The 20,045-nt window shown below is 50.2% G+C and carries 19 protein-coding genes; 8 read left to right on the top strand and 11 right to left on the bottom strand.

The annotated features are described in order from the left end of the window. The first annotated feature begins 96 nt into the window (after positions 1 to 96). Positions 97 to 1,125 (top strand): LacI family DNA-binding transcriptional regulator, encoded by a 1,029-nt coding sequence (locus tag SIK97_RS27720; RefSeq protein ID WP_032692947.1) that lies wholly within the window; start codon positions 97 to 99, stop codon positions 1,123 to 1,125. A gap of 91 nt (positions 1,126 to 1,216) precedes the next feature. Here the strand turns inward: SIK97_RS27720 and SIK97_RS27715 are convergent, their stop codons facing one another. From SIK97_RS27715 to SIK97_RS27680, 8 genes are all read right to left on the bottom strand, one after another. Then, positions 1,217 to 1,921 (bottom strand): IS6-like element IS26 family transposase, encoded by a 705-nt coding sequence (locus SIK97_RS27715; protein WP_131066661.1) that lies wholly within the window; start codon positions 1,919 to 1,921, stop codon positions 1,217 to 1,219. Between the two features lie 68 nt (positions 1,922 to 1,989). Continuing rightward, positions 1,990 to 2,547 carry a recombinase family protein gene (locus SIK97_RS27710; RefSeq protein ID WP_001162010.1) on the bottom strand — a complete coding sequence of 186 codons (558 nt, stop codon included), beginning with the start codon at positions 2,545 to 2,547 and terminating at the stop codon, positions 1,990 to 1,992. 130 nt (positions 2,548 to 2,677) lie between these two features. Continuing rightward, entirely contained in the window at positions 2,678 to 4,165 is a 1,488-nt protein-coding gene (locus tag SIK97_RS27705; RefSeq protein ID WP_053389979.1) for an efflux transporter outer membrane subunit, read from the bottom strand. Next, positions 4,152 to 4,625: a cytochrome c gene (locus SIK97_RS27700; RefSeq protein WP_050074829.1), complete on the bottom strand. Its 474-nt coding sequence runs from the start codon at positions 4,623 to 4,625 to the stop codon at positions 4,152 to 4,154. Before SIK97_RS27700 ends, SIK97_RS27705 begins: the two co-directional genes overlap by 14 nt. 28 nt (positions 4,626 to 4,653) lie before the next feature. Beyond that, positions 4,654 to 5,364, bottom strand: a complete 711-nt coding sequence (locus SIK97_RS27695; protein WP_004393997.1) for an ABC transporter ATP-binding protein — start codon at positions 5,362 to 5,364, stop codon at positions 4,654 to 4,656. A 1-nt stretch (position 5,365) separates the two neighbouring features. Next, positions 5,366 to 6,571 (bottom strand): ABC transporter permease, encoded by a 1,206-nt coding sequence (locus SIK97_RS27690; protein WP_022652303.1) that lies wholly within the window; start codon positions 6,569 to 6,571, stop codon positions 5,366 to 5,368. Further along, the gene (locus SIK97_RS27685; RefSeq protein ID WP_016236501.1) at positions 6,568 to 7,719 is read right to left on the bottom strand and encodes an efflux RND transporter periplasmic adaptor subunit; all 1,152 of its coding nucleotides are present in this window, start codon (positions 7,717 to 7,719) and stop codon (positions 6,568 to 6,570) included. The genes SIK97_RS27690 and SIK97_RS27685 overlap by 4 nt, the downstream gene beginning before the upstream one ends. Continuing rightward, entirely contained in the window at positions 7,716 to 8,324 is a 609-nt protein-coding gene (locus SIK97_RS27680) for a TetR/AcrR family transcriptional regulator (RefSeq protein ID WP_004393990.1), read from the bottom strand. Before SIK97_RS27680 ends, SIK97_RS27685 begins: the two co-directional genes overlap by 4 nt. 422 nt (positions 8,325 to 8,746) lie before the next feature. Between SIK97_RS27680 and SIK97_RS27675 the strand changes: the two genes are divergently transcribed. The 3 genes from SIK97_RS27675 to SIK97_RS27665 all read left to right on the top strand — a co-directional run bounded on the left by SIK97_RS27675 (position 8,747) and on the right by SIK97_RS27665 (position 10,691). After that, positions 8,747 to 9,289, top strand: a complete 543-nt coding sequence (locus SIK97_RS27675) for a sigma-70 family RNA polymerase sigma factor (protein WP_022652305.1) — start codon at positions 8,747 to 8,749, stop codon at positions 9,287 to 9,289. 156 nt (positions 9,290 to 9,445) lie between these two features. Next, on the top strand, positions 9,446 to 10,447 hold the full coding sequence (locus SIK97_RS27670; RefSeq protein WP_032951239.1) for a permease: 1,002 nt from the start codon (positions 9,446 to 9,448) through the stop codon (positions 10,445 to 10,447). Positions 10,448 to 10,460: 13 nt separating this feature from the next. Then, on the top strand, positions 10,461 to 10,691 hold the full coding sequence (locus SIK97_RS27665; protein ID WP_021314637.1) for a thioredoxin family protein: 231 nt from the start codon (positions 10,461 to 10,463) through the stop codon (positions 10,689 to 10,691). A 277-nt stretch (positions 10,692 to 10,968) separates the two neighbouring features. On the opposite strand, the gene SIK97_RS27660 is transcribed toward SIK97_RS27665, so the two are convergent. From SIK97_RS27660 to SIK97_RS27650, 3 genes are all read right to left on the bottom strand, one after another. After that, complete coding sequence (locus SIK97_RS27660) at positions 10,969 to 11,172, bottom strand: hypothetical protein (RefSeq protein ID WP_021314636.1); 204 nt, start codon at positions 11,170 to 11,172, stop codon at positions 10,969 to 10,971. Positions 11,173 to 11,253: 81 nt separating this feature from the next. Next, positions 11,254 to 12,081 carry a universal stress protein gene (locus tag SIK97_RS27655; protein ID WP_110277164.1) on the bottom strand — a complete coding sequence of 276 codons (828 nt, stop codon included), beginning with the start codon at positions 12,079 to 12,081 and terminating at the stop codon, positions 11,254 to 11,256. Between the two features lie 17 nt (positions 12,082 to 12,098). After that, a complete protein-coding gene (locus tag SIK97_RS27650) occupies positions 12,099 to 13,577 on the bottom strand; it encodes a SulP family inorganic anion transporter (protein ID WP_022652309.1) in 1,479 nt (492 codons plus the stop codon). Positions 13,578 to 14,038: 461 nt separating this feature from the next. On the opposite strand from SIK97_RS27650, the gene SIK97_RS27645 reads away from it, so the two are divergent. From SIK97_RS27645 to SIK97_RS27630, 4 genes are all read left to right on the top strand, one after another. Beyond that, positions 14,039 to 16,708, top strand: a complete 2,670-nt coding sequence (locus tag SIK97_RS27645) for a type I restriction endonuclease subunit R (protein WP_265800882.1) — start codon at positions 14,039 to 14,041, stop codon at positions 16,706 to 16,708. A 135-nt stretch (positions 16,709 to 16,843) separates the two neighbouring features. Continuing rightward, the gene (locus tag SIK97_RS27640) at positions 16,844 to 17,407 is read left to right on the top strand and encodes a hypothetical protein (RefSeq protein WP_265800880.1); all 564 of its coding nucleotides are present in this window, start codon (positions 16,844 to 16,846) and stop codon (positions 17,405 to 17,407) included. Beyond that, the gene (locus tag SIK97_RS27635; RefSeq protein ID WP_224331320.1) at positions 17,404 to 18,237 is read left to right on the top strand and encodes an ATP F0F1 synthase synthase; all 834 of its coding nucleotides are present in this window, start codon (positions 17,404 to 17,406) and stop codon (positions 18,235 to 18,237) included. The genes SIK97_RS27640 and SIK97_RS27635 overlap by 4 nt, the downstream gene beginning before the upstream one ends. 167 nt (positions 18,238 to 18,404) lie before the next feature. Then, positions 18,405 to 20,045 carry an McrB family protein gene (locus tag SIK97_RS27630; protein WP_154950600.1) on the top strand — a complete coding sequence of 547 codons (1,641 nt, stop codon included), beginning with the start codon at positions 18,405 to 18,407 and terminating at the stop codon, positions 20,043 to 20,045.

Genomic DNA, 20,045 nt, shown 5'->3' with positions numbered 1-20,045 from the left:
CTGTCATTGTCTTATTTATCTTAAGGTTGGTTAAATGACTTGTTCTTTCTCTCACCAGAGATCGTTTGAAATTACTGATGTTAAGGAGCCGTCGCTGTGAAACGTGTGACTTTGCGCGATGTCGCGAAAGAGGCAGGAGTCTCGCTTGCAACGGTTGACCGGGTATTAAATGGGCGGAGTAAAGTTCGCCCCGATGCTGCCGAGCGCGTCAAAAATGCGTTGGATCTCTTGCAATTTCGCGGGAATGTCACGCCTGCGAGCCTGACAGATGAACAGGAATATCGCTTTCAGTTCATCATCCCGCGCGGCCCAAAAAATACCTTTATGGTCAGCTTGCGTGAAGAGGCTGAAGCGTTAGGAAAACGTTTGGCTGAACAACGCATTTTCCTGTCATTCGCCGACTATAAAGAATTGGATGATGAGGAGTTGACCCACCTGCTCAGTCAAATTAATCCAAAGATTTGCATGGGCGTTGCGGTGGTCGCCATTGATACCTTTGCGGTGCGTGAGGCTATCGACGCGCTGATTCAGAAAGGGGTCGGCGTCGTTACCCTTGTATCCGATGTTACCCCCTCCCGTCGGTTGCACTGTATCGGCCAAAATAATGTCGCCGCCGGCCGGGTGGCGGCTTCGTTGATTGGCAAGTTTACGGCGGGCCTCTCCGGTTCCGTCGGCATCATCGCGGGCGCGATGACCTTGTGTGATCAGGCCGACCGGCGAGTGGGTTTCGAACAGGTCATCACGCGGGAATATCCGCATTTACGGGTATTGCCGGTCCGGGAGGGACGCGACGATAGCAGCATAACCGTGACGGTGGCGCGCGAATTGTTGGCCAACAATCCCGATCTGGTGGGGTTATACAATATCGGGGCGGGTAACCGCGGACTTATCAATGCCATAGAAGAAAGCGGCCGCAAATCCGAGGTCGTGGTGGTGGCCCACGAACTGACGGAGCATGCGCGTCGCGCGCTCATTGCGGGTACCTTTGACGCAATTATTAATCAGAACCTGTTGCATGAAATCGAGTATGCCGTTCAGACGTTGAAGGCGTTTTCGGATAGTGATGCCGGCTTCATAGCACCAAGTGTTTCTATCGATATCTTCGTTCGTGACAATCTCCCTTGATCGATGCAAGATAGAGTTCATTGTATAAAAAGTGATATTGGCACTGTTGCAAAGTTAGCGATGAGGCAGCCTTTTGTCTTATTCAAAGGCCTTACATTTCAAAAACTCTGCTTACCAGGCGCATTTCGCCCAGGGGATCACCATAATAAAATGCTGAGGCCTGGCCTTTGCGTAGTGCACGCATCACCTCAATACCTTTGATGGTGGCGTAAGCCGTCTTCATGGATTTAAATCCCAGCGTGGCGTCGATTATCCGTTTCAGTTTGCCATGATCGCATTCAATCACGTTGTTCCGGTACTTAATCTGTCGGTGTTCAACGTCAGACGGGCACCGGCCTTCGCGTTTGAGCAGAGCAAGCGCGCGACCATAGGCGGGCGCTTTATCCGTGTTGATGAATCGCGGGATCTGCCACTTCTTCACGTTGTTGAGGATTTTACCCAGAAACCGGTATGCAGCTTTGCTGTTACGACGGGAGGAGAGATAAAAATCGACAGTGCGGCCCCGGCTGTCGACGGCCCGGTACAGATACGCCCAGCGGCCATTGACCTTCACGTAGGTTTCATCCATGTGCCACGGGCAAAGATCGGAAGGGTTACGCCAGTACCAGCGCCGCCGTTTTTCCATTTCAGGCGCATAACGCTGAACCCAGCGGTAAATCGTGGAGTGATCGACATTCACTCCGCGTTCAGCCAGCATCTCCTGCAGCTCACGGTAACTGATGCCGTATTTGCAGTACCAGCGTACGGCCCACAGAATGATGTCACGCTGAAAATGCCGGCCTTTGAATGGGTTCATGTGCAGCTCCATCAGCAAAAGGGGATGATAAGTTTATCACCACCGACTATTTGCAACAGTGCCCATGGTCAGTCTTCCCGCAGGTACTGGTACAAGGTTTCGCGGCTGATGCCGAAGTCACGGGCCACCAAGGTTTTCTGGTCGCCTGCCGCAACTCGCCGTTTCAACTCGGCAATTTGTTCGCTGTTCAGCGATTTCTTTCGTCCCCGGTAGGCCCCGCGCTGCTTAGCCAGCACGATTCCCTCGCGCTGACGTTCGCGGATCAGAGCGCGCTCGAACTCAGCAAAGGCTCCCATGACCGACAGCATCAGATTGGCCATCGGTGAGTCCTCGCCGGTGAACGTTAGCCCTTCTTTGACGAACTCCATGCGCACGCCCCGTTGTGTCAGCCCTTGGACGATGCGGCGCAGGTCATCAAGGTTGCGTGCCAACCTGTCCATGCTATGCACCACCACGGTGTCGCCCTCGCGGACGAAGGCCAGCAGCCTTTCAAGTTCGGGACGTTGTGTGTCCTTGCCTGAAGCCTTATCGGTGAATACCTTGCCGACTTCTATTTGTTCCAGTTGTCGATCAGGATTCTGGTCGAAGCTGCTGACGCGAACGTAGCCGATACGTTGACCTTGCAAGATGCCTCCAAAGGTAAAAATGTCAGGATGAAATCTATTACCCTTGGCTGAATGTGTCAATAAATATAAATTAATACCCTACTCTGACGTTGTTTGTGCTCAACATCTGACATCAGGTTAGGGTATAGTCTTAACTGACACCACCTCCCAGGGCCTGATATAAAGCAACACTATCGACTAGGCGTTGTGCCTGGACCGCAACCATATTGATCCGGATTGACTGTGCCTGTTGCTGCGCGATGAGCAGTTGCAGGTAGCTGGCCGCGCCCAGCCGGTATTGCCGCTCGACCGACTGCAAGGAGGCCTGTGCAGCCATATCAGCGGCAGCGAGGGCAGTCAAAGTTTGTGCATCGCTTTCCACCGCGCGCAGGGTGTCGGCGACGTTACGCAAAGACTCCAATACGACGCTCTGGTAATTGGCTACGGCGGCATCAAAAGCGGCGAGCGCCGCTCTTTTTTCAGCGGGTAGCCCTGGATTAAAAAGAGGCTGGGTGAGCTGCGCAACCAGGCCCCACACTGCCGAGCCACCACCGAACAGGGCACCGGTGGTCAGCGCCTGAGAACCAAGGTTGGCGCTCAGGTTGATCTGTGGGTAGAGCTTGGCGACAGCCACACCATAGTCTGCATTGGCCGCATGCAACAGCGCCTCTGACGCCTGGATATCCGGTCGGCGGCGCACCAGTTCTGAGGGCACGACGAGCGGCATCTCGACGGGTAGAGTAAAATCGGCCAGAGTGAAGGCCGGGATGCCACCCGTGCCTGGGGCACGACCGGCTAGCACCGCCAGTAGATGTTCGGTTTGTTGCAGTTGTTTACGCAGCGCAGGCAGTTCTGCCCGCGTTTGCTCCGCCTGAGCTTGTAGGCTCAACGCTTCATCAGGTGAGGCCTGACCGATACGCACGCGTTCATGGGCTAGGCGCAGTTGCTCATCCTGCTCGCGCAAAATGGCAGTAGTGGCTTCTAGTTGCGCGGCGAGGCGTGCTCGGGTAATGGCAGCGGTTGCCATGTTGCCGGCAAGGGCCAGGCGCGCAGCATTCAGTTCGAAGCGACGGTAGTCGGCGCGAGCAGCCAAGGCTTCGAGTGCGCGCCGGTTGCCGCCAGCCAGATCGAGGTTGTAATGCACGCCAACGCTGGCGTTGTAGAGGCTGAATTGACGTGCGTCTCCGCTCAACCCTTGGCTACTGGGACTCATTTGCTGGCGCTGAGATCCCAGTGCGACATCTACCTGTGGATATTGCGTCGAGCCCGCCTGTGCGGCAAGAAGCTCCTGCGCCTGTCGCAAATTGGCGCTGATGCTCGCCAGCGTCGGGCTGACATGGAAAGCTTCGTTTATCAGTCCGTCGAGTGCGGATGAACCCAAGCTTTGCCACCATTGCGTTTCGATCGGAAGCCCTTCGACTAGACGTTGTGTTTCGCCGAACTGCGTGGGAGCGGACACGGTTCTATCAGCTACCGGTGTTGCAGTGTAGCGAGCCACATCGGGTGCGGTGGGACGCTGAAAATCAGGGCCGGCGGCGCAGCCGGCCAGACCGGCGGTGACCAGACCAGCTACCAGGTAAGTTGCCGCAAGCCGTCTTTCGAGGCTGATGGGGCGCTGGCATGTTTTAGCGTGCTCCATAAAAATGCTCCACGAAAGGTTTACGGAAAGCTTGGTGGCAGCCCAAGCAGCTTTCCTGCACGTGGGCGAATGATTGGATCACCGCCTTGCCGTCGCTACTCACAGCAGCCAGCTTCATGGCCAGCGCCGCCTCGTGAGTCTGCGCGTCAAAGTTTCTGAACTTGGTCGCATCAGCGCCGAGGTAAGCAAGGATGCGCATTTTTTCAGTAAGCGGTGGCTCGGGGTGTGCAGCAACTTTTGGGGCGAGCTGAACGACCTGAACCCATTCCTCCTGCGAAATCGCACCGGTAATAGCCTGCATGTTGCGCCCGAGTTCCTGCATGATCTTGCGTAGCGCCAGTGGCTCAACCTGGGTAGCGTCACCAGCCCAAGCTGGCAACTGAAAACCCCATAAAAGCAGGCAGGCCGTAACGGTCAGGGTGATAGTTCCAAATGCGTGGCTGTGTTTGCGGTGGGTCATGAAATTCTCCTGTAATTCAATCGTTCTCTCATTCGAACTCCCGCCCTTCGCCAGCTTCCTCATGGGTCACGCCGTCGCGGATGTGGTAGATGCGCTTGAATGTGGGGATGATCTTTTCGTCATGGGTGACGACGATGATGGCGGTCTCGAACTTCCGGGCCATGTCGTTGAGGATGCGGATTACAGCCATGGCGCGCTCGGAATCCAGCGGCGCAGTGGGTTCATCGGCCAGGATCACCGGCGGACGATTGACCAGTCCGCGCGCGATGGCGACCCGTTGCTGCTCGCCACCGGAGAGTTGCGAGGGCATTGCGCGAGCTCGGTGTTGCACATCAAGCGCTGTGAGCAATTCCAGTGCCTTCGCGCGCGACTCTCCATTCGCGACGCCTGCAAGCATCGGCAGCAGCGCCACGTTGTCGGTGACATCGAGAAACGGAATCAGGTACGGCGCCTGGAAAACGAAACCGATCTTGTCACGCCGTAAGGCGCGCAGGTCGCGGACTTTCCAGCCATCGGCGTAGATCACTTCATCGCCCAGCGTCATGCGACCGGCGGTCGGTTCGATCACCGCACCCAGACACTTGAGCAGCGTGCTCTTGCCGGACCCGGAAGGGCCGATCAGTCCCACCACTTCACCAGGCGCAACATGCATATTCACGTCTCTCAAGGCAAAGACAGCGGTGTCACCATCGCCATACCGCTTGCTTAAACTTTCGATGTGTATCCCTTTGCCACTCATCTCAACCTCCAATGGCTTCGGCCGGATCGACCTTGAGTGCTATGCGAATGGCGACGAGGCTAGCTAGAACGCAGATCACGAGCACGGCAAAAAAACCGGCGACAGAATCCATTGGCGTGAGCAGGACATATTTTGGAAAAGCCGGTGCTGAAAAGGTGGCTGTGATCTTGCCGACCACGAAGCCAATCACGCCCAGGGCGAGCGCCTGCTGCATGATCATCGCGGCGATGGTTCGGTTGCGTGTGCCGATGAGCTTCAACACCGCGATCTCACGGATTTTGTCCATCGTCAGCGAATAGATGATGAAGGCAACGATGGCCGCGCTAACGATGGCCAGAATCACAAGGAACATGCCGATCTGCTTGGCCGAGGTGGCGATCAGCTTGCCGACGAGGATGTCTTCCATCTGTGCCCGGGTGTAGACCGTCAAACGCTTCCAGCGCTGGATGGATTCGGCAACCTCGTCCGGCGCATGACCAGGTTTCAGAGTGACCAGCACGGCATTGACGAACGCGTTGCTGCTCTGTGAAGCAATCACGGCATCCAGCAAACCTGGATCACCGGGTCGATTGAAGACCGGGTTGGCTTCGGTGCGACGCCGGCTTTGCCAGATGGCATCGTTGTCCTTGAGGAACTGGGCCTCCTGGGCATCTTTGAGCGGAATGAATACCATCGGGTCGCCGCTGGACGACACCATGCGCCGTGTCAGCCCCACGACGGTGTAATGATTGCGGCGAATGGCAAGACGATCTCCCAGTTTGAAGCCGGTGGCGATGTCGGCCACAGCCTCGTAGTGACCGCGCGTGATCTGGCGTCCAGCGACGAGATAAGGAGGCCATCCGGGTGTAGCCCCCAACGCACCGGGCGCGATGCCGACCACCATGGTGCGTACATCACTCTCGCCCTTGCGTACCTGCATGGTCAGGTAGGTCGCGTTCGCTGCCTGTGAGACTCCCGGCATGGCGAGAATGGCGCGATACACGTCATCGTTGAGGCTGGACGACTCCGCATAAGGACCCAGAGTATCCTTTTGCACCACCCAAAGGTCAGCGCCACTGTTGTCGAGCAACGCCTTGCCGTCGTCCACCATGCCTCGGTACACCCCAGCCATGACTAGGGTGACGCCGATCAGCAGACCCAGACCGATGCCGGTGAAGACGAATTTCCCCCAGGCATGGAGAATGTCGCGGCCGGCCAGGCTGATCATCGTGAAACTCCCGGGATATGCTCGACCACATGGATGCGGCTGCGCGCCGTCAGTGCCTTTTCGCTATAGGTCACAACCTGGTCCCCATTCTTGAGCCCTTCGCGCACCTGCACGTAACCATTGAGGTCGGAAGTGCCGAGCTTGACCGGGGAGAAATGCAGATCACCATCCACGATTTGCCAGACACCAACTTTATCGCCTTCACGCTGGACGGCAGCGTTGGGGATCAGTGGAGCGGCCGGGAGCGCCGGCAAGTCAACCGTGACTTCGGCCAGTTCACCCACTGGTGGCAAAGGTTCTGGTTTGTTATCGAATGTCACCTTGGCAAGCGTTTCCTCGGTTACCGCGTCGGCCTTGGGTTCCACCCGCAGCACGCGACCTTTCAAGGTCTGGCCACCACGCGAACGCAGGACGATATGAGCCGGCAGCCCCCCAGCCAGCCCCGATGCGCTGATCTGGTCGAAGCGCACATTGATCCACAAACTCTTGGGGTCGATCACTTCCACCACGGCCTGGCCCGCGACGATGGTCGTGCCGGGATCGGCATCGCGCACGGCGACTACACCGTCGACCGGCGCGATCAGGCGCAGATTGCTCCGCTGCGCGACGAGTGCTTCGCGGTCGGAGCGTGCCCGGGCAATATCTTCCCGAGCGGCGGATAGGGCGGCATCGGCGATCTGCAGTTCCTGCCGCTTGGTGGTGACGATTTCCTCGCTGGTCGAGCGCACCGCAAACAATTGCTCATAGCGGCGCGCCTGGGTTTGCGCGTAGGCTTGCCGGGCTTCTGCCTCGCGCAAAGCCGCTTCCGCCCGCTTGAATACAGACTCCTGTGAGCGCACCCGATCATCAAGGTCGACCGGCTCCATCTCGCCGAGCACCTGTCCGGCCTTGACCTGGTCGCCTACATGCACCTCCAGGCGTTTGACGCGCCCGGCAAACGTCGGCCCGATCTTGTAGGTGTAGCGCGCCTCCACCGTGCCGATGCCGAACAGCGCCGGTGTGATAGCCCGTGATTCCACGCTTGCCACCGTCACAGCGACCGGGGCGAGCGGCCCTGATCGCAGACCGACATAAATAAAAAGCACCAGCAAAGGAATGATGACGGCAAGCAGTGCCAGGGTGCGGCCTTGCAAGGGTAACTTTTTCATTGCGCACTCCTTATGCCACGCCGATAAATTGCAAAGACGCGCGGCGCATCGCGGTGCATACGTCCCACATCACCCGCCAACAGCGATTGCATGACCAAGCCCTGGATCGTGCCAATGAACAGCGTTGCCGCCGCCTCGTTGTCAAGCGAGGGAGACAACTCGCCGCTGGCCTTGCCTTTCTCGATGAGACGATGCAAACGTTCGCCGTAGCGCTGAATCAAGGTTTGCACCATGCGCTTGGCCGGTGTCGATTCGGCACGCTGAAGCTCACCAAACATCATTCTTGGCACGCCTGGGTGCTCAGCTACGAATTCGATATGACTCATGAACATCGCCTCCATGGCTGCCAAGGGCGACTCGATTCCTTGTGCGGATCGATCGATTCTGGCTAATAGGCGCTCTGCTACCCACTCCATGACCGCCTGCCAAATGGCTTCCTTGTTCGGGAAGTGCCGAAACAGCGCACCCTGGGTCAAGTTCATGTGTTTAGCGATAGCCGCAGTGGTTATCTCGCTTGGGTTTTGTGAACCGGCAAGCGCCACGACGGACTCGACAGTTACGGCACGACGTTCATCGGCCGGCAGATGCTTTGGATGGGTGTCCACGAGCACTCCTGGTAAGATAGTAATTGATTACTATCTTACCACAAGAGGCAACTCAAACAAGAGAAAACCCGACGTACTCGTCAATATCTAGAGTCTGCAATGGGCTTAACGTGCTTTATTTTCCGTTTTCTGAGACGTCCCCTAGCTGGCTTATCAGGCAGATTCCGGACCGCTTTTTTGACGTTTTATCCGGAACCGAATGCGCGGAAATTGATGGTATTGCGCATGACGGTTTACTGCATGATACTGAACACAAGACAGCATACCCTGTTGCAGGAAGAGGTTTCCGAAAGGTGGATAACTGATCGGATGCTATCAGTCCATCACATCATCATGGCACCGACAGTTCCCGGACCCCATCCCCGACAGCATCAGAACCAATATCCTCCCGCTATGCGGTGTATTTAACGAGAGAGTCATAAATGGAGCAACTGAACGGCACGCCGCCTTGCCTTATGAAGGCGTGGAAGAAGCATGAACACGAACTTCTTTGCTGGTTACTCAGACAAGTGGGTAATGAGGCTGATGCTGATGATCTGATACAGGAAACCTTTCTCCGGGCAATACGACAACATGGGAAATTCTGTGCCATCGTGAATGCCAGAGCCTGGCTGTTTGAGGTTGCCCGGCATCTGCTTATTGATAAAAGCCGCCAGCAGCGTCCATTTATGCCTCTCCACGATGATTTATCATTGCCGGATAATACGCCTGAAACTGTCGACTCACTGGCTGGTTGTCTGCCCCGCATCCTGGATAAAATGGCAGAGTCTGATCGGATTATCCTTACGCTCTGTGATCTTGAGGGGATGAAACAGGCTGATTTTGCAGACCGAAATGGTCTGACACTTGCGGCAACCAAATCGCGTTTATCCCGGGCGAGGGATAGGCTGCATAGGAAACTTTCCAGCAATTGCCAGATCAGACTGGATGAGTATGGTCGGGTATGTTGTTTCACTCCCAAGTGAAGAATCTGTTTCCCCTTCTGGGGTTACCGATAAGCTATTGCAGTGAAATCCTGTTCAATAACATTTCTCAGCAAATGAAATAAATCGAAAAAAACTGCATCCTTTTCTGTCAAACAGCGTCTTCCCGAAAAACAACCGTCGTGAGGCCTGTCCGTTATGTTCCAGATTTTCACTGATTTTGCCACCTGGCTGGTCTATGAATGCCTTAGTCTGAGTCCTGCAACCAAACTCGGGGAGGCGATCCACTTTTTTGTCGAAGACGTGAGCAAAATTTTCGTTCTCTTGCTGGTCATGATCTACTTTGTGGCCATACTACGGGCCTCGCTGGATATTGAGAGGGTAAGAAACTATCTTGCAGGTAAGCACCGTGGAATGGGGTATTTACTGGGCTCCTGCTTTGGCGCCGTTACTCCGTTCTGTTCCTGCTCAAGTATCCCGGTATTTCTGGGGTTTACTTCGGCTGGTATCCCCCTCGGGATTACCATGGCCTTTCTCATCACATCCCCCCTTATCAATGAAGTCGCCGTCCTGCTTCTGGTCAGCCTGCTCGGATGGAAGTTCACGCTCATTTATATTGCTGTCGGAATGGCTGTTGGTATGGCTGGCGGTGCTTTTCTTGATCGGATTAAGGCCGAACGCTGGTTAGCCGATTTTGCCGCCGATGCCCTCAGAGACGGGCAGCAACATCAAACTGATGAGATCCGACAATCTACCATGGCACCGCATATGCCTCTCTCAAAGCGACATGCCTTTGCTAAAGAGGAAACTCTCACCATTTTTAAGCGTGTCTGGCTCTGGGTCATTCTCGGAGTAGGACTTGGTGCGGCATTGCATGGATTTGTGCCCGACGGATGGATCGCGTCGCATCTCGGTGCCGGTCAGTGGTGGACTGTCCCTGTAGCTGTGCTGGTTGGCATACCTCTCTATTCCAATGCTACCGGTGTGATCCCTGTGATGGAGAGTCTGATCACGAACGGCCTGCCAGTGGGGACAACTCTGGCTTTTTGCATGAGCACTGTGGCTGCCAGCTTTCCTGAGTTCATTCTGCTCAAACAGGTGATGAAGTGGCAATTACTGTGCACCCTGCTGTTGCTGTTGTTGACCTCTTTCACACTGGTTGGCTGGATTTTTAACGTTGTATTCCCGTTAATTCCCTGAAGAGGATTATAAAATGAAGCATGTAAAAGTACTGGGTACAGGCTGTTCCGGTTGTAAAACAACCATCCGCCTTATCCAGCAGGTGGCTGATGAGAGAGGCGTCGCTATTCAGCTTGAAAAAGTGGAGTCACTGTCTGAAATAATGAAACACAAAGTGATGGCGACCCCGGCGGTTGTCGTTGATAACATCGTTGTACATACCGGAGGAATACCATCAAGAGACATTATCGAAAGCTGGCTCTGACCTGCAGGCAGGGAAATAATTCCTGTTCGTTCATTGCCTGAAATATCAAGCTCTGATCTCTGTAGAGGACTTCCGGCAGCCCCTTTTTTAATGAAAAGTTCAGACCCAGAGATGAAGGTATACCTTCATCTCTGTCGCGGAGCTCCGCCACAGCAGGTAAAGTTTACACTCTGATATCTCACTTATCACAGTCAGTTCAGGTCCGTTTTTTGCTCTCTGACAGCTGGCCGTCTTACTGCAGTCCCTGTTCAGCCTTTAGTTATCATATTCCTGACGCTTATTCGTTTAAAGTCTGAAACTTCGCTTCAAGCTCAAGTATTCTGAGACACATCTGCTCAATAAGTTCTGGTGTGATGGTTTTTTTAAAACGAGCGATGAGTTCAGCATCCGTGTCATCCATATATTTTATGGGTTTATCAAATGCAACCTGGCTAAGCCGGGCAAGCGCAAGAACTTCATCAATCATAAGGATTTTCTTCATAATGTCGCCTTTTCTTCCCGACTCAGGGTTTTAATGCCAGTCTGGAATTAAGTTTTCCCGGAGTTTCCTCCGGGTTCCGACTTATCTGAGCATTAACAGCGGGACTCTGGTCTGTTCGAGCATCGCAGTTGTGTTACTGCCGATGAAAAAACGTCGCAGGGAAGAGTGCCCATATGCCCCCATGACAATCAAATCCACGCCGTTGTCTGCGGCGTAACGACAAAGCGCCTCCGTTACCGAGCGTCCTTCAGCTAACCGGGATATCGCACTGATGCCAGCGCACTGCAGACTACGCTTTGCCTCTTCGAGGGTATGAGCATCGCCGTTAACCATTACGATATGACATTCCAGGCTCTGCAGCAGAGGGCTGAGCGTCAGTCGACGCAGGTTTCTCCGGCTTTCCTCACTGCCATCAAACGCAAACATGACTCTTGAAGGTACAGAAAAAGTTTCAGGTACAATCATTACCGGCTTTTTCTGCAGGCGGATAATGCTCTCCAGATTGCTGCCAACCGGGTTCTGTGCTCCCCGGCGACCGAGCACCATCATACGAATACCCTTCAGGTCAGCCAGGATGATATCCAGTGCGCCATTTTTCTGAAGTTGCTGAACATCCGGGATACCGATCTGGCTGAGCAGTTCCGCGCATCCGGCAAGAATGGCGCGTCCCTGAGTCATCAGCAGGCGGTTACGCTCCCCTTCTATTCGGACAAGGTCCTGCGTCAGTTGCTCCCGGCTGTCAATACCGATAGTCCCCGTAAGGTCAGAAACTGCCGGTTGTTCATTTTTTTCAAGCACATGCAGCAGGGCAAGAGGAACGTCAAGCTTCCCGGCAATCCAGGCTGCATACTCACACACGGCGCGTGTTGATGACGATCCATCCACGCAGGCAATAACGGTGTTGTCCATAGCATTAATTCCTGACATTAATGACCTCCCATCAGTTTTTCGATTTCTTCGGGTTTATCGTGAACACCAAAGCGATCAACGATAGTACGGGTTGCTTCGTTCATCCCGCGGATCTCAACGTCTGTTCCTTCTCTGCGGAATTTAATAACCACCTTATCCAGTGCGCTGACCGACGTGATATCCCAGAAATGGGCATGCGTAACATCAATGACAACTTTCTCTGCAGCTTCGCGAAAATCAAAATACGCCATAAAGCGGTCGGCGGAGGCAAAGAACACCTGCCCGGTGACCTTATAGAGCCGGGACTCTTCCCTGAGTTCTGAAGAGACAGCCAGAAAACGCGCCACTTTAGTGGCAAAATTCAGGGAAGCGATAAGCACACCGGTCAGTACCCCGAATGCCAGATTATGAGTGGCCACCACCACCACCACTGTTGCCAGCATCACCACGCTGGTAGAAATGGGATGGCTTTTAAGGTCGGTAACTGAACGCCATGAAAAGGTACCAATCGAAACCATGATCATTACGGCGACAAGCGCGGCCATAGGGATTTGCGAGACCAGGTCCCTCAGAAAGACTACCATACACATCAGGACCACACCGGCAGTGAGGGTGGACAGACGGCCCCGACCGCCGGATTTCACGTTGATAACAGACTGACCAATCATTGCACAGCCCGCCATTCCCCCGACAAATGAGGTGCAGATATTAGCGATGCCCTGAGCCTTGCATTCCCTGTTTTTATCACTGGGGGTATCCGTCATATCGTCCACAATCGTGGCTGTCATCATTGATTCCAGTAACCCTACAATGGCGAGGCCTGCGGAGTAAGGGAGAATAATCAGGAGCGTATCAAGATTCAGCGGGATATCCGGCACCAGGAAGACCGGCAGACTGTCAGGCAGTTTGCCCATATCCCCGACCGTACGCACGTCCACATGCAGCCATATGGCAATCGCCGTAAGCACCACGATACAGACAAGGGGTGAGGGGATTGTTTTATTCAGATACGGGAAGAGGTAGATAATGGCGAGCCCTACTGCCGTCATAGCATAAACATGCCAGGTCACATTGGTGAGCTCAGGTAACTGCGCCATGAAAATCAGGATCGCGAGTGCATTAACGAATCCGGTCACCACGGAGCGTGAGACGTAGCGCATGAGACCGCCGAGTTTAAGATAACCGGCTATCAGCTGGAATACGCCGGTCAGTACGGAGGCAGCCAGTAAGTACTGTAGTCCATGATCCTTCACCAGGGTCACCATCAGGAGCGCCATTGCCCCCGTTGATGAAGATATCATCGCCGGGCGACCACCAAAGAAGGCCATAATCAGCGGGATACAGAAAGCGGAGTAAAGCCCCACCTGAGGGTCAACACCGGCAATAATGGAAAAGGCGATCGCTTCTGGAATGAGTGCGAGCGCGACAACAATACCAGCCAGCACGTCACCACGGACGTTACCCAGCCAGTCCTTACGCGTCGAGGACAGCAACATAGTAATTTCTCAGTTTTTAGATGTAGTTAGCCCCGGAGGACATAAGTTTCAAATACGATAAAACACATCCGCAGACGGGATGTTATTACGTGCGTTCTGAGGCTCGCTCAGTACGGCGGAGGAAGGGAAAACTCAGGGTGGCGTAATGCGCATGATCAGCAGATAAATCCTTGAAAGCAGGTACTCAGCCCTCAGTGAACAGAATAAGTCAGCGTAATGTACTTTAGTGCTGACCACGTGCTCTGTATGATACAGAATCTATCTACTATAAACGAAAATACAGCACGATCAATGCTCACACTCTATATGGGACGTTCGTACCTGGACATGATTATCTGTGTTCAATGTCCCCGCATGACCGTCTTAACATCCAGAATATTACGTTTCCAAAAAAACCAGAAATGATTAAAAAATGAGCTTAACGTACAATAATTTTCGATATCCAAACTGACCCCTACCAGTTGCTGCGTGATGATGGTACTGAGAAATGGCTCAGCTTTATCAACAAAGATGAGTGGTGCCAGAATGAGTTTCAGGTCACCCGTCAGGTTAAGCAGTACAACGCCGAACAAAACACACGCAAAACACGCTTTGACGTTACGCTGCTGATTAATGGCCTGCCGCTGGTACAGATAGAGCTTAAGCGACGTGGGCTGGGCCTGAAAGAAGCCTTTAACCAGATTGATCGTTACCATCGGGATGCATTCTGGGTAGGCAGTGGCCTGTTCCAGTATGTTCAATTATTTATCATCAGTAACGGCGTTGATACTAAATATTACGCCAATAATCGCGCGAACCATTTCGAGCAGACCTTCTTCTGGACAAACGAGAAAAATGAACCCATTAAGTCACTGGAGAAGTTTACCGAAGCCTTCCTGAAAGTTTGTCACATTGCAAAAATGATTACTCACTACACGGTGCTGAATGAAACCCGTAAGTGCCTGATGGTCATGCGCCCCTATCAGTACTATGCCTGTGAGGCGATGATCCGCCATGTTAAGGACAGTCTCCATCTACAGGGCAAACCCCGTAACGGCTATATTTGGCATACTACAGGTAGCGGGAAAACGTTGACCAGCTTTAAAGCCAGCCAGGTGATCATGTCGATGCCTGAAGTTGATCGGGTTATCTTCGTCGTCGATCGTCGCGATCTGGATTATCAGACAGCCAAAGAGTTTAACAGTTTCGCTAAAGACAGCGTAGATACCACTAACAATACCAGTACACTAATTAAGCAGCTAAAGGCTAACAACAGTAAACTGATACTGACCACCATTCAGAAACTAAACAATGCTATTACCCACGAAGGATATAAGGCACAGCTTGAGCACCTGCGTAAGGAACGTATTGTCTTTATCTTCGACGAATGCCACCGCAGTCAGTTCGGTGACACTCACAAGGCTATCGTAAGTTTCTTTGAAAATGCGCAACTGTTTGGTTTCACCGGTACACCTATCTTTGCCGACAACGTCAACATCACCAACGGCGTCAAACAGACCACTGAAATGCTGTTTGATAAATGCCTCCACAAGTATGTCATTGTCGATGCCATCCGTGATGAGAACGTATTGCGATTTGCCGTGGAGTATGTAGGAACCTATCGCCGTAAGGAAACCAGCAATGAGATCGATATCGATGTGGAAGATATCGACACCAAAGAGGTCATGGAAAGCGATATCCGGCTGGGCAAGATAACCGACTACATCCTGGCTCACCACAATGCAAAAACCCGAAGCCGTGAGTTTACCGCAATGTTCTGCGTGGGCTCGGTGGACATGCTGATCAAGTACTACAAACTCTTTAAAGAAAAACAAACAAAGCTTCAGCAGGCCGATCCGGGTTACAAACCGTTGCGTATAGCAACAATCTTTACTTATGCAGCCAACGAAGCGGACAAAAGCGATAAGGAAACGGTTAACGGCTTACTGGATGAAGAAGACATCAGCCTGCCTCAAGGCGGGAAAATCGATATCTCCAGCCGGGATCATCTGGACAGCTTCATCAAGGATTATAATACGCTGTATGGCACCAGCTATTCAGCTAATGATTCGCAAAGCTTTTACAATTATTACAAGAACATTGCACAACGAACCAAAGAAAAAGGGATTGATATCCTGCTGGTGGTCAATATGTTCCTCACGGGATTTGACAGCCCGACTCTCAATACACTTTACGTTGATAAAAACCTGCGTTACCACGGACTGATACAGGCATTCTCCCGTACCAATCGTATTCTTAATGAGAAGAAAAGCCACGGTAACATCGTCTGCTTCCGCAACCTCAAGAAAGCCACTGATGATGCCATAGCGTTATTCTCGAACAAAGACGCATCTTCAGTCGTGCTGGTTAAGCCTTTTGAGGAGTACCTGAGCGACTATCAGGCTGCTGTAGATACCCTGTTGACCCTGACACCTACAGTGGAAAGCGTGGACAGCCTCCCTGATGAAAAAGCTCAGCTTGCTTTTGTGACGGCTTTCCGTGACATGATGCGACTGAAGAATATCCTGGAGAGCTTTGCTGATTTTGATGAAGTGAGTAAACCTTTATCGGATCAGACTCTTGCCGATTACACCAGTAAATATCTCGATATTTATGACAAGGTGAAAAAACGCACTGGCAAAGATAAAGTCTCGATTCTAGATGAGGTCGATTTTGAAGTGTCACTGATTCATCGGGATGAAATTAATGTCGGCTATATCCTGAGGCTACTGGCTGGCATCCAGGCTATGCCACCAGAAGCGCAGCAGGAGCAGAAGAAGAAGGTCATGGATATCGTTGACAGTGACGTCACGCTGCGCAGCAAACGCGAACTGATTGATAACTTCATCGAAGAAAACCTGCTGCAAGTTTCGCATGATGAAGATATCATCCAGACCTTTGAAACCTACGTTGAACGTGAAAAACGTAAAGCTGTTGCAACGCTATGTTCTGAGGAAAAGCTGGATGAAAGCAAAGTTGCCGCTTTATTGGATAACTATCTGTTTACCGATGTAACCCCACGCGAGGATGAGGTAGCCAGGGCTCTAACATGGACACCAAGGATCCTTGAAAGGAAGACCGTCCTTAAACGTGTCTATGACAAGGTTTGTGGTGTGATTGATACTTTTATCAACGGAATGCGTGGGTTCTGAGGGTAGCGAAGCCCCAATTGGGGCTTCGCTATTGATATATTTACCCGGTTGAGCGAAATATTGTAGGTGGAAAGTAAATTATTAATTGATATACTATAAAATAATTGCAAGCAGTATTTGATACAGGAAAACATTATGATAATAAATTTCCTTTTTAGAGTTCTTTTAACATTTAACGCAACATCGTTGTTGGCTATAATTTTCTTTGTACAAAAGAAGTACACCCTTTATTACTTTTTCCAAAAGTTTGAACACAGTCATTGGTTGAGTTTATTACCACAAATGACATCATACGTATTTTACATGCTAATCCCCATATTACTAACTTGGATTAGTTTGCTTTTAAGCTCCAGACTGGGCAAGGATGAGTTTAAAGAAGGTGAAGTAGTTTCTGTGGAGCATGCGAACAACTCATTTCTTCCAAGCTATCTTGGTTATTTCTTTGTGGCTTTAAGTATAACTAGTTGGTCTGCCTTGTTTTTTGTTTATTCCGTTTTATTTATTTTTACCTTTATGTCTCAAGCATTATACTTTAACCCTTTATTTCTACTGTTTAGATATGAGTTTTATAACATTAAAAACAAGAGCGGCGCATCCATTTTTTTAATTAGTCGTCATAAATACAAAACCCCCAAAGAAATCAAGATCCCCATTGCATTTAGAATAAACAACTATACCTTTATCGAAAGGAAAAAATGATGAATAACATTTTTGCGAAAGTAAAAGGACCTCGTAAGAAACCTTTTTTTAAATTGGTATCAGACTACACTTTGTTTGACGCTTTAGACTTATCTACTCTTAGCCTCATTCCATATAACCCTGACCATAATCTTGATGAAGATTCATGGTTTAAAATTGAAAATTTTAGTCAGCAATCATTCTGCTTATCATGCATTAAGGATGAATTTGATTCTAAGGACTTCGACGATCTAACAAAACAATACTTCACGAAGATTTCATATATTCTCTCTCATCAGAATGAAGACTTTTATTTTCAGAAAATAACCCCATCCCTATTTATCAAGAGAAAAACAATTGCTTTTGGTGAATCAGCAGAAATAGAAGAAAATGAAGGGCGATTGATTGTTAACCATATACCTGATGCTGTATACTTAAAGGAAAGAAATATATTGTTATTCAGAAATCTCGCCACAATTTCAAGTATATTTAAAGGTATCGATATTCTGTACAAAGAAGCCACGGAAGAAGAAGTTAAGTCGTTTTTAAGTGAATCCTTCATTGTACTTTCAACTGACTATGATGTAGAAAAAGTATCAAAGCCAAACCGAAAGAGAATTGCATTAGCTATGGATACTCTTGCAGCGATGCCAGTGGAAGACAGAGGTGAGATGCTGAATTACATTAATGATTATTGTGCTGAAAAACTTAAATATGACACCACTGAGAGTAAATTCGAAGTATCATCAGAAGAAGAGTTGAAATATTTGCTGTACGGTATCGAACAAAGATTTTACACTACTAAATTTGGTAATGAAAAGCGATTAGCAAACTCAATACAAAGATTATAAAAGTGGTGTAATGGATACCATAATCAACAGAATTCGTGGGTTCTGAAGCTGAAGAAAATCTGTATAATCTTCGCTGTTATCATTACAGCTCAGGTTCTGGCGATCAAGGGAAATAGGTAACAGGAACCGGTTGTCACTAAAACAAACTAGTAAATGAAAGTGATACAATGAAAAGCAGACTAAAAAATTTATACAAGCACTTGATTGAAAACCATAAGCATGAACTTAAAGGCTGGCATGATGCTTATCGTGAGTTTTATGAGCAGGTCGCGATAATTCGCGAACGCATAAAATCAGGAAAGGAATTATCTCCGAGTGATGAGATTTTCCTGAAGCAACTCCTTTTCGAAAGAAGTAATGGAATTGCTTCTCGTGGTCAGTCGGTTCTAAGCAACGAAAACTTTGATGGTTTTATTAAAAACAAGGACTTCATTGCTATATTACAACAATTTATCCTGAATCCTAACAGAGAGGAACTGAAAAAGTTTGAGTGCACATGGTCAGAACAAGGGAAGTCTAATAATCCTGTTCTTATCAATCGCGTAGCGGCAGCCTGCACGCTTGAAGTTTCCACAACAGTTGATTCCGCTAAGTTCAATCAGGTATTTAGCTGGCTTACACACGAAGGGATCATTCCTGCATACCCAGCAGAGAATAATCAGGACTGGTTTTCAAAAAACGTATTCCTGATGAAAACTATAAAAAATGAGTTCAGCGATGAACTTCGCAATAATGAAACTGATGAGTTTTATCTCAGCCAATTTATCTGGGTTCTGTACGAGAATCTCTCTAATCCATTCAGTCTGAAAAAGCAGATCGTTAAGTACGGGCCTCCTGGAACGGGAAAGACATACCAGGCTCGTCAACAAACATCGCTTCTTTTTGATATCTGGAAAGAAGAGTTTGCGCCAAATAGCAGCCTCACACATTCAAGTCAGATTGAGTTGATTCAATTTCATCCCTCTTTTAGTTATGAAGACTTCATGGAAGGTTTGCGCCCAGTACTGGATAACGACGGTAAAGCTCAGCTGACGTTGATTAATGGTGTTTTCAAGGAATTTTGCCGGAATGCAGGAAAGTGGGAAATGGATATTGAACGCCTCGACCTTAACAGGGATTGGGAATCAATCACGATAGGTGAACTCCGTCCATATCAAAATAAGTTATCAGGTGGTCATTGGGAAAACATCTTCGAAATATCTGACTCTTCGAAGCTGATAGCAGATGCAGTGCCTCCGTTCTTTTTTATAATCGATGAAGTGAACCGAGCCGAGTTATCACGTGTTTTTGGTGAGCTTATGTATTGCCTGGAGTACAGAGGAATTAAAGGAAGCGTCAAAACCCAATATGCTAATCTAAATAACCAACAAACAGGCATGCTTCATACCGCACAAGGTTACCATTTTTTTATTCCAACAAACATCTACCTGATAGGTACGATGAATACGATTGATCGTAGTATTGAGAGTTTTGACTTTGCACTCAGACGTAGATTTCGTTGGGAAGAAGTTACGCCAGATACGAGACTTTTAAGATACCATCTTAGCCAGTTCTGTAAAGCCTGGACGCCTCTGGCAGATAACCTCGAACGACTGAATACCCAAATTACGAAGGAGCCTTTACTGGGGGCTGATTACCAAATTGGACATGCCTATTTAATGAATCTGAAGTATGCCAGGAGCCTTACAGTTACTGAAGTGAGGTCTCGTATCTGGGATGACTGTATTCGACCTTTACTTCAAGAATACCTTCGTGGCAGCAACGAATCAGAACTCATTGATTCTTTTGCAAAAGCATTTGGAATTTAA

The organism is Klebsiella sp. JN_Kp126 (genome assembly GCF_033843325.1).
Lineage (GTDB): Bacteria > Pseudomonadota > Gammaproteobacteria > Enterobacterales > Enterobacteriaceae > Klebsiella > Klebsiella michiganensis.
The sequence above is the reverse complement of the archived record's forward strand: the minus strand, read 5'-3'. Positions and strand labels throughout refer to the sequence as shown.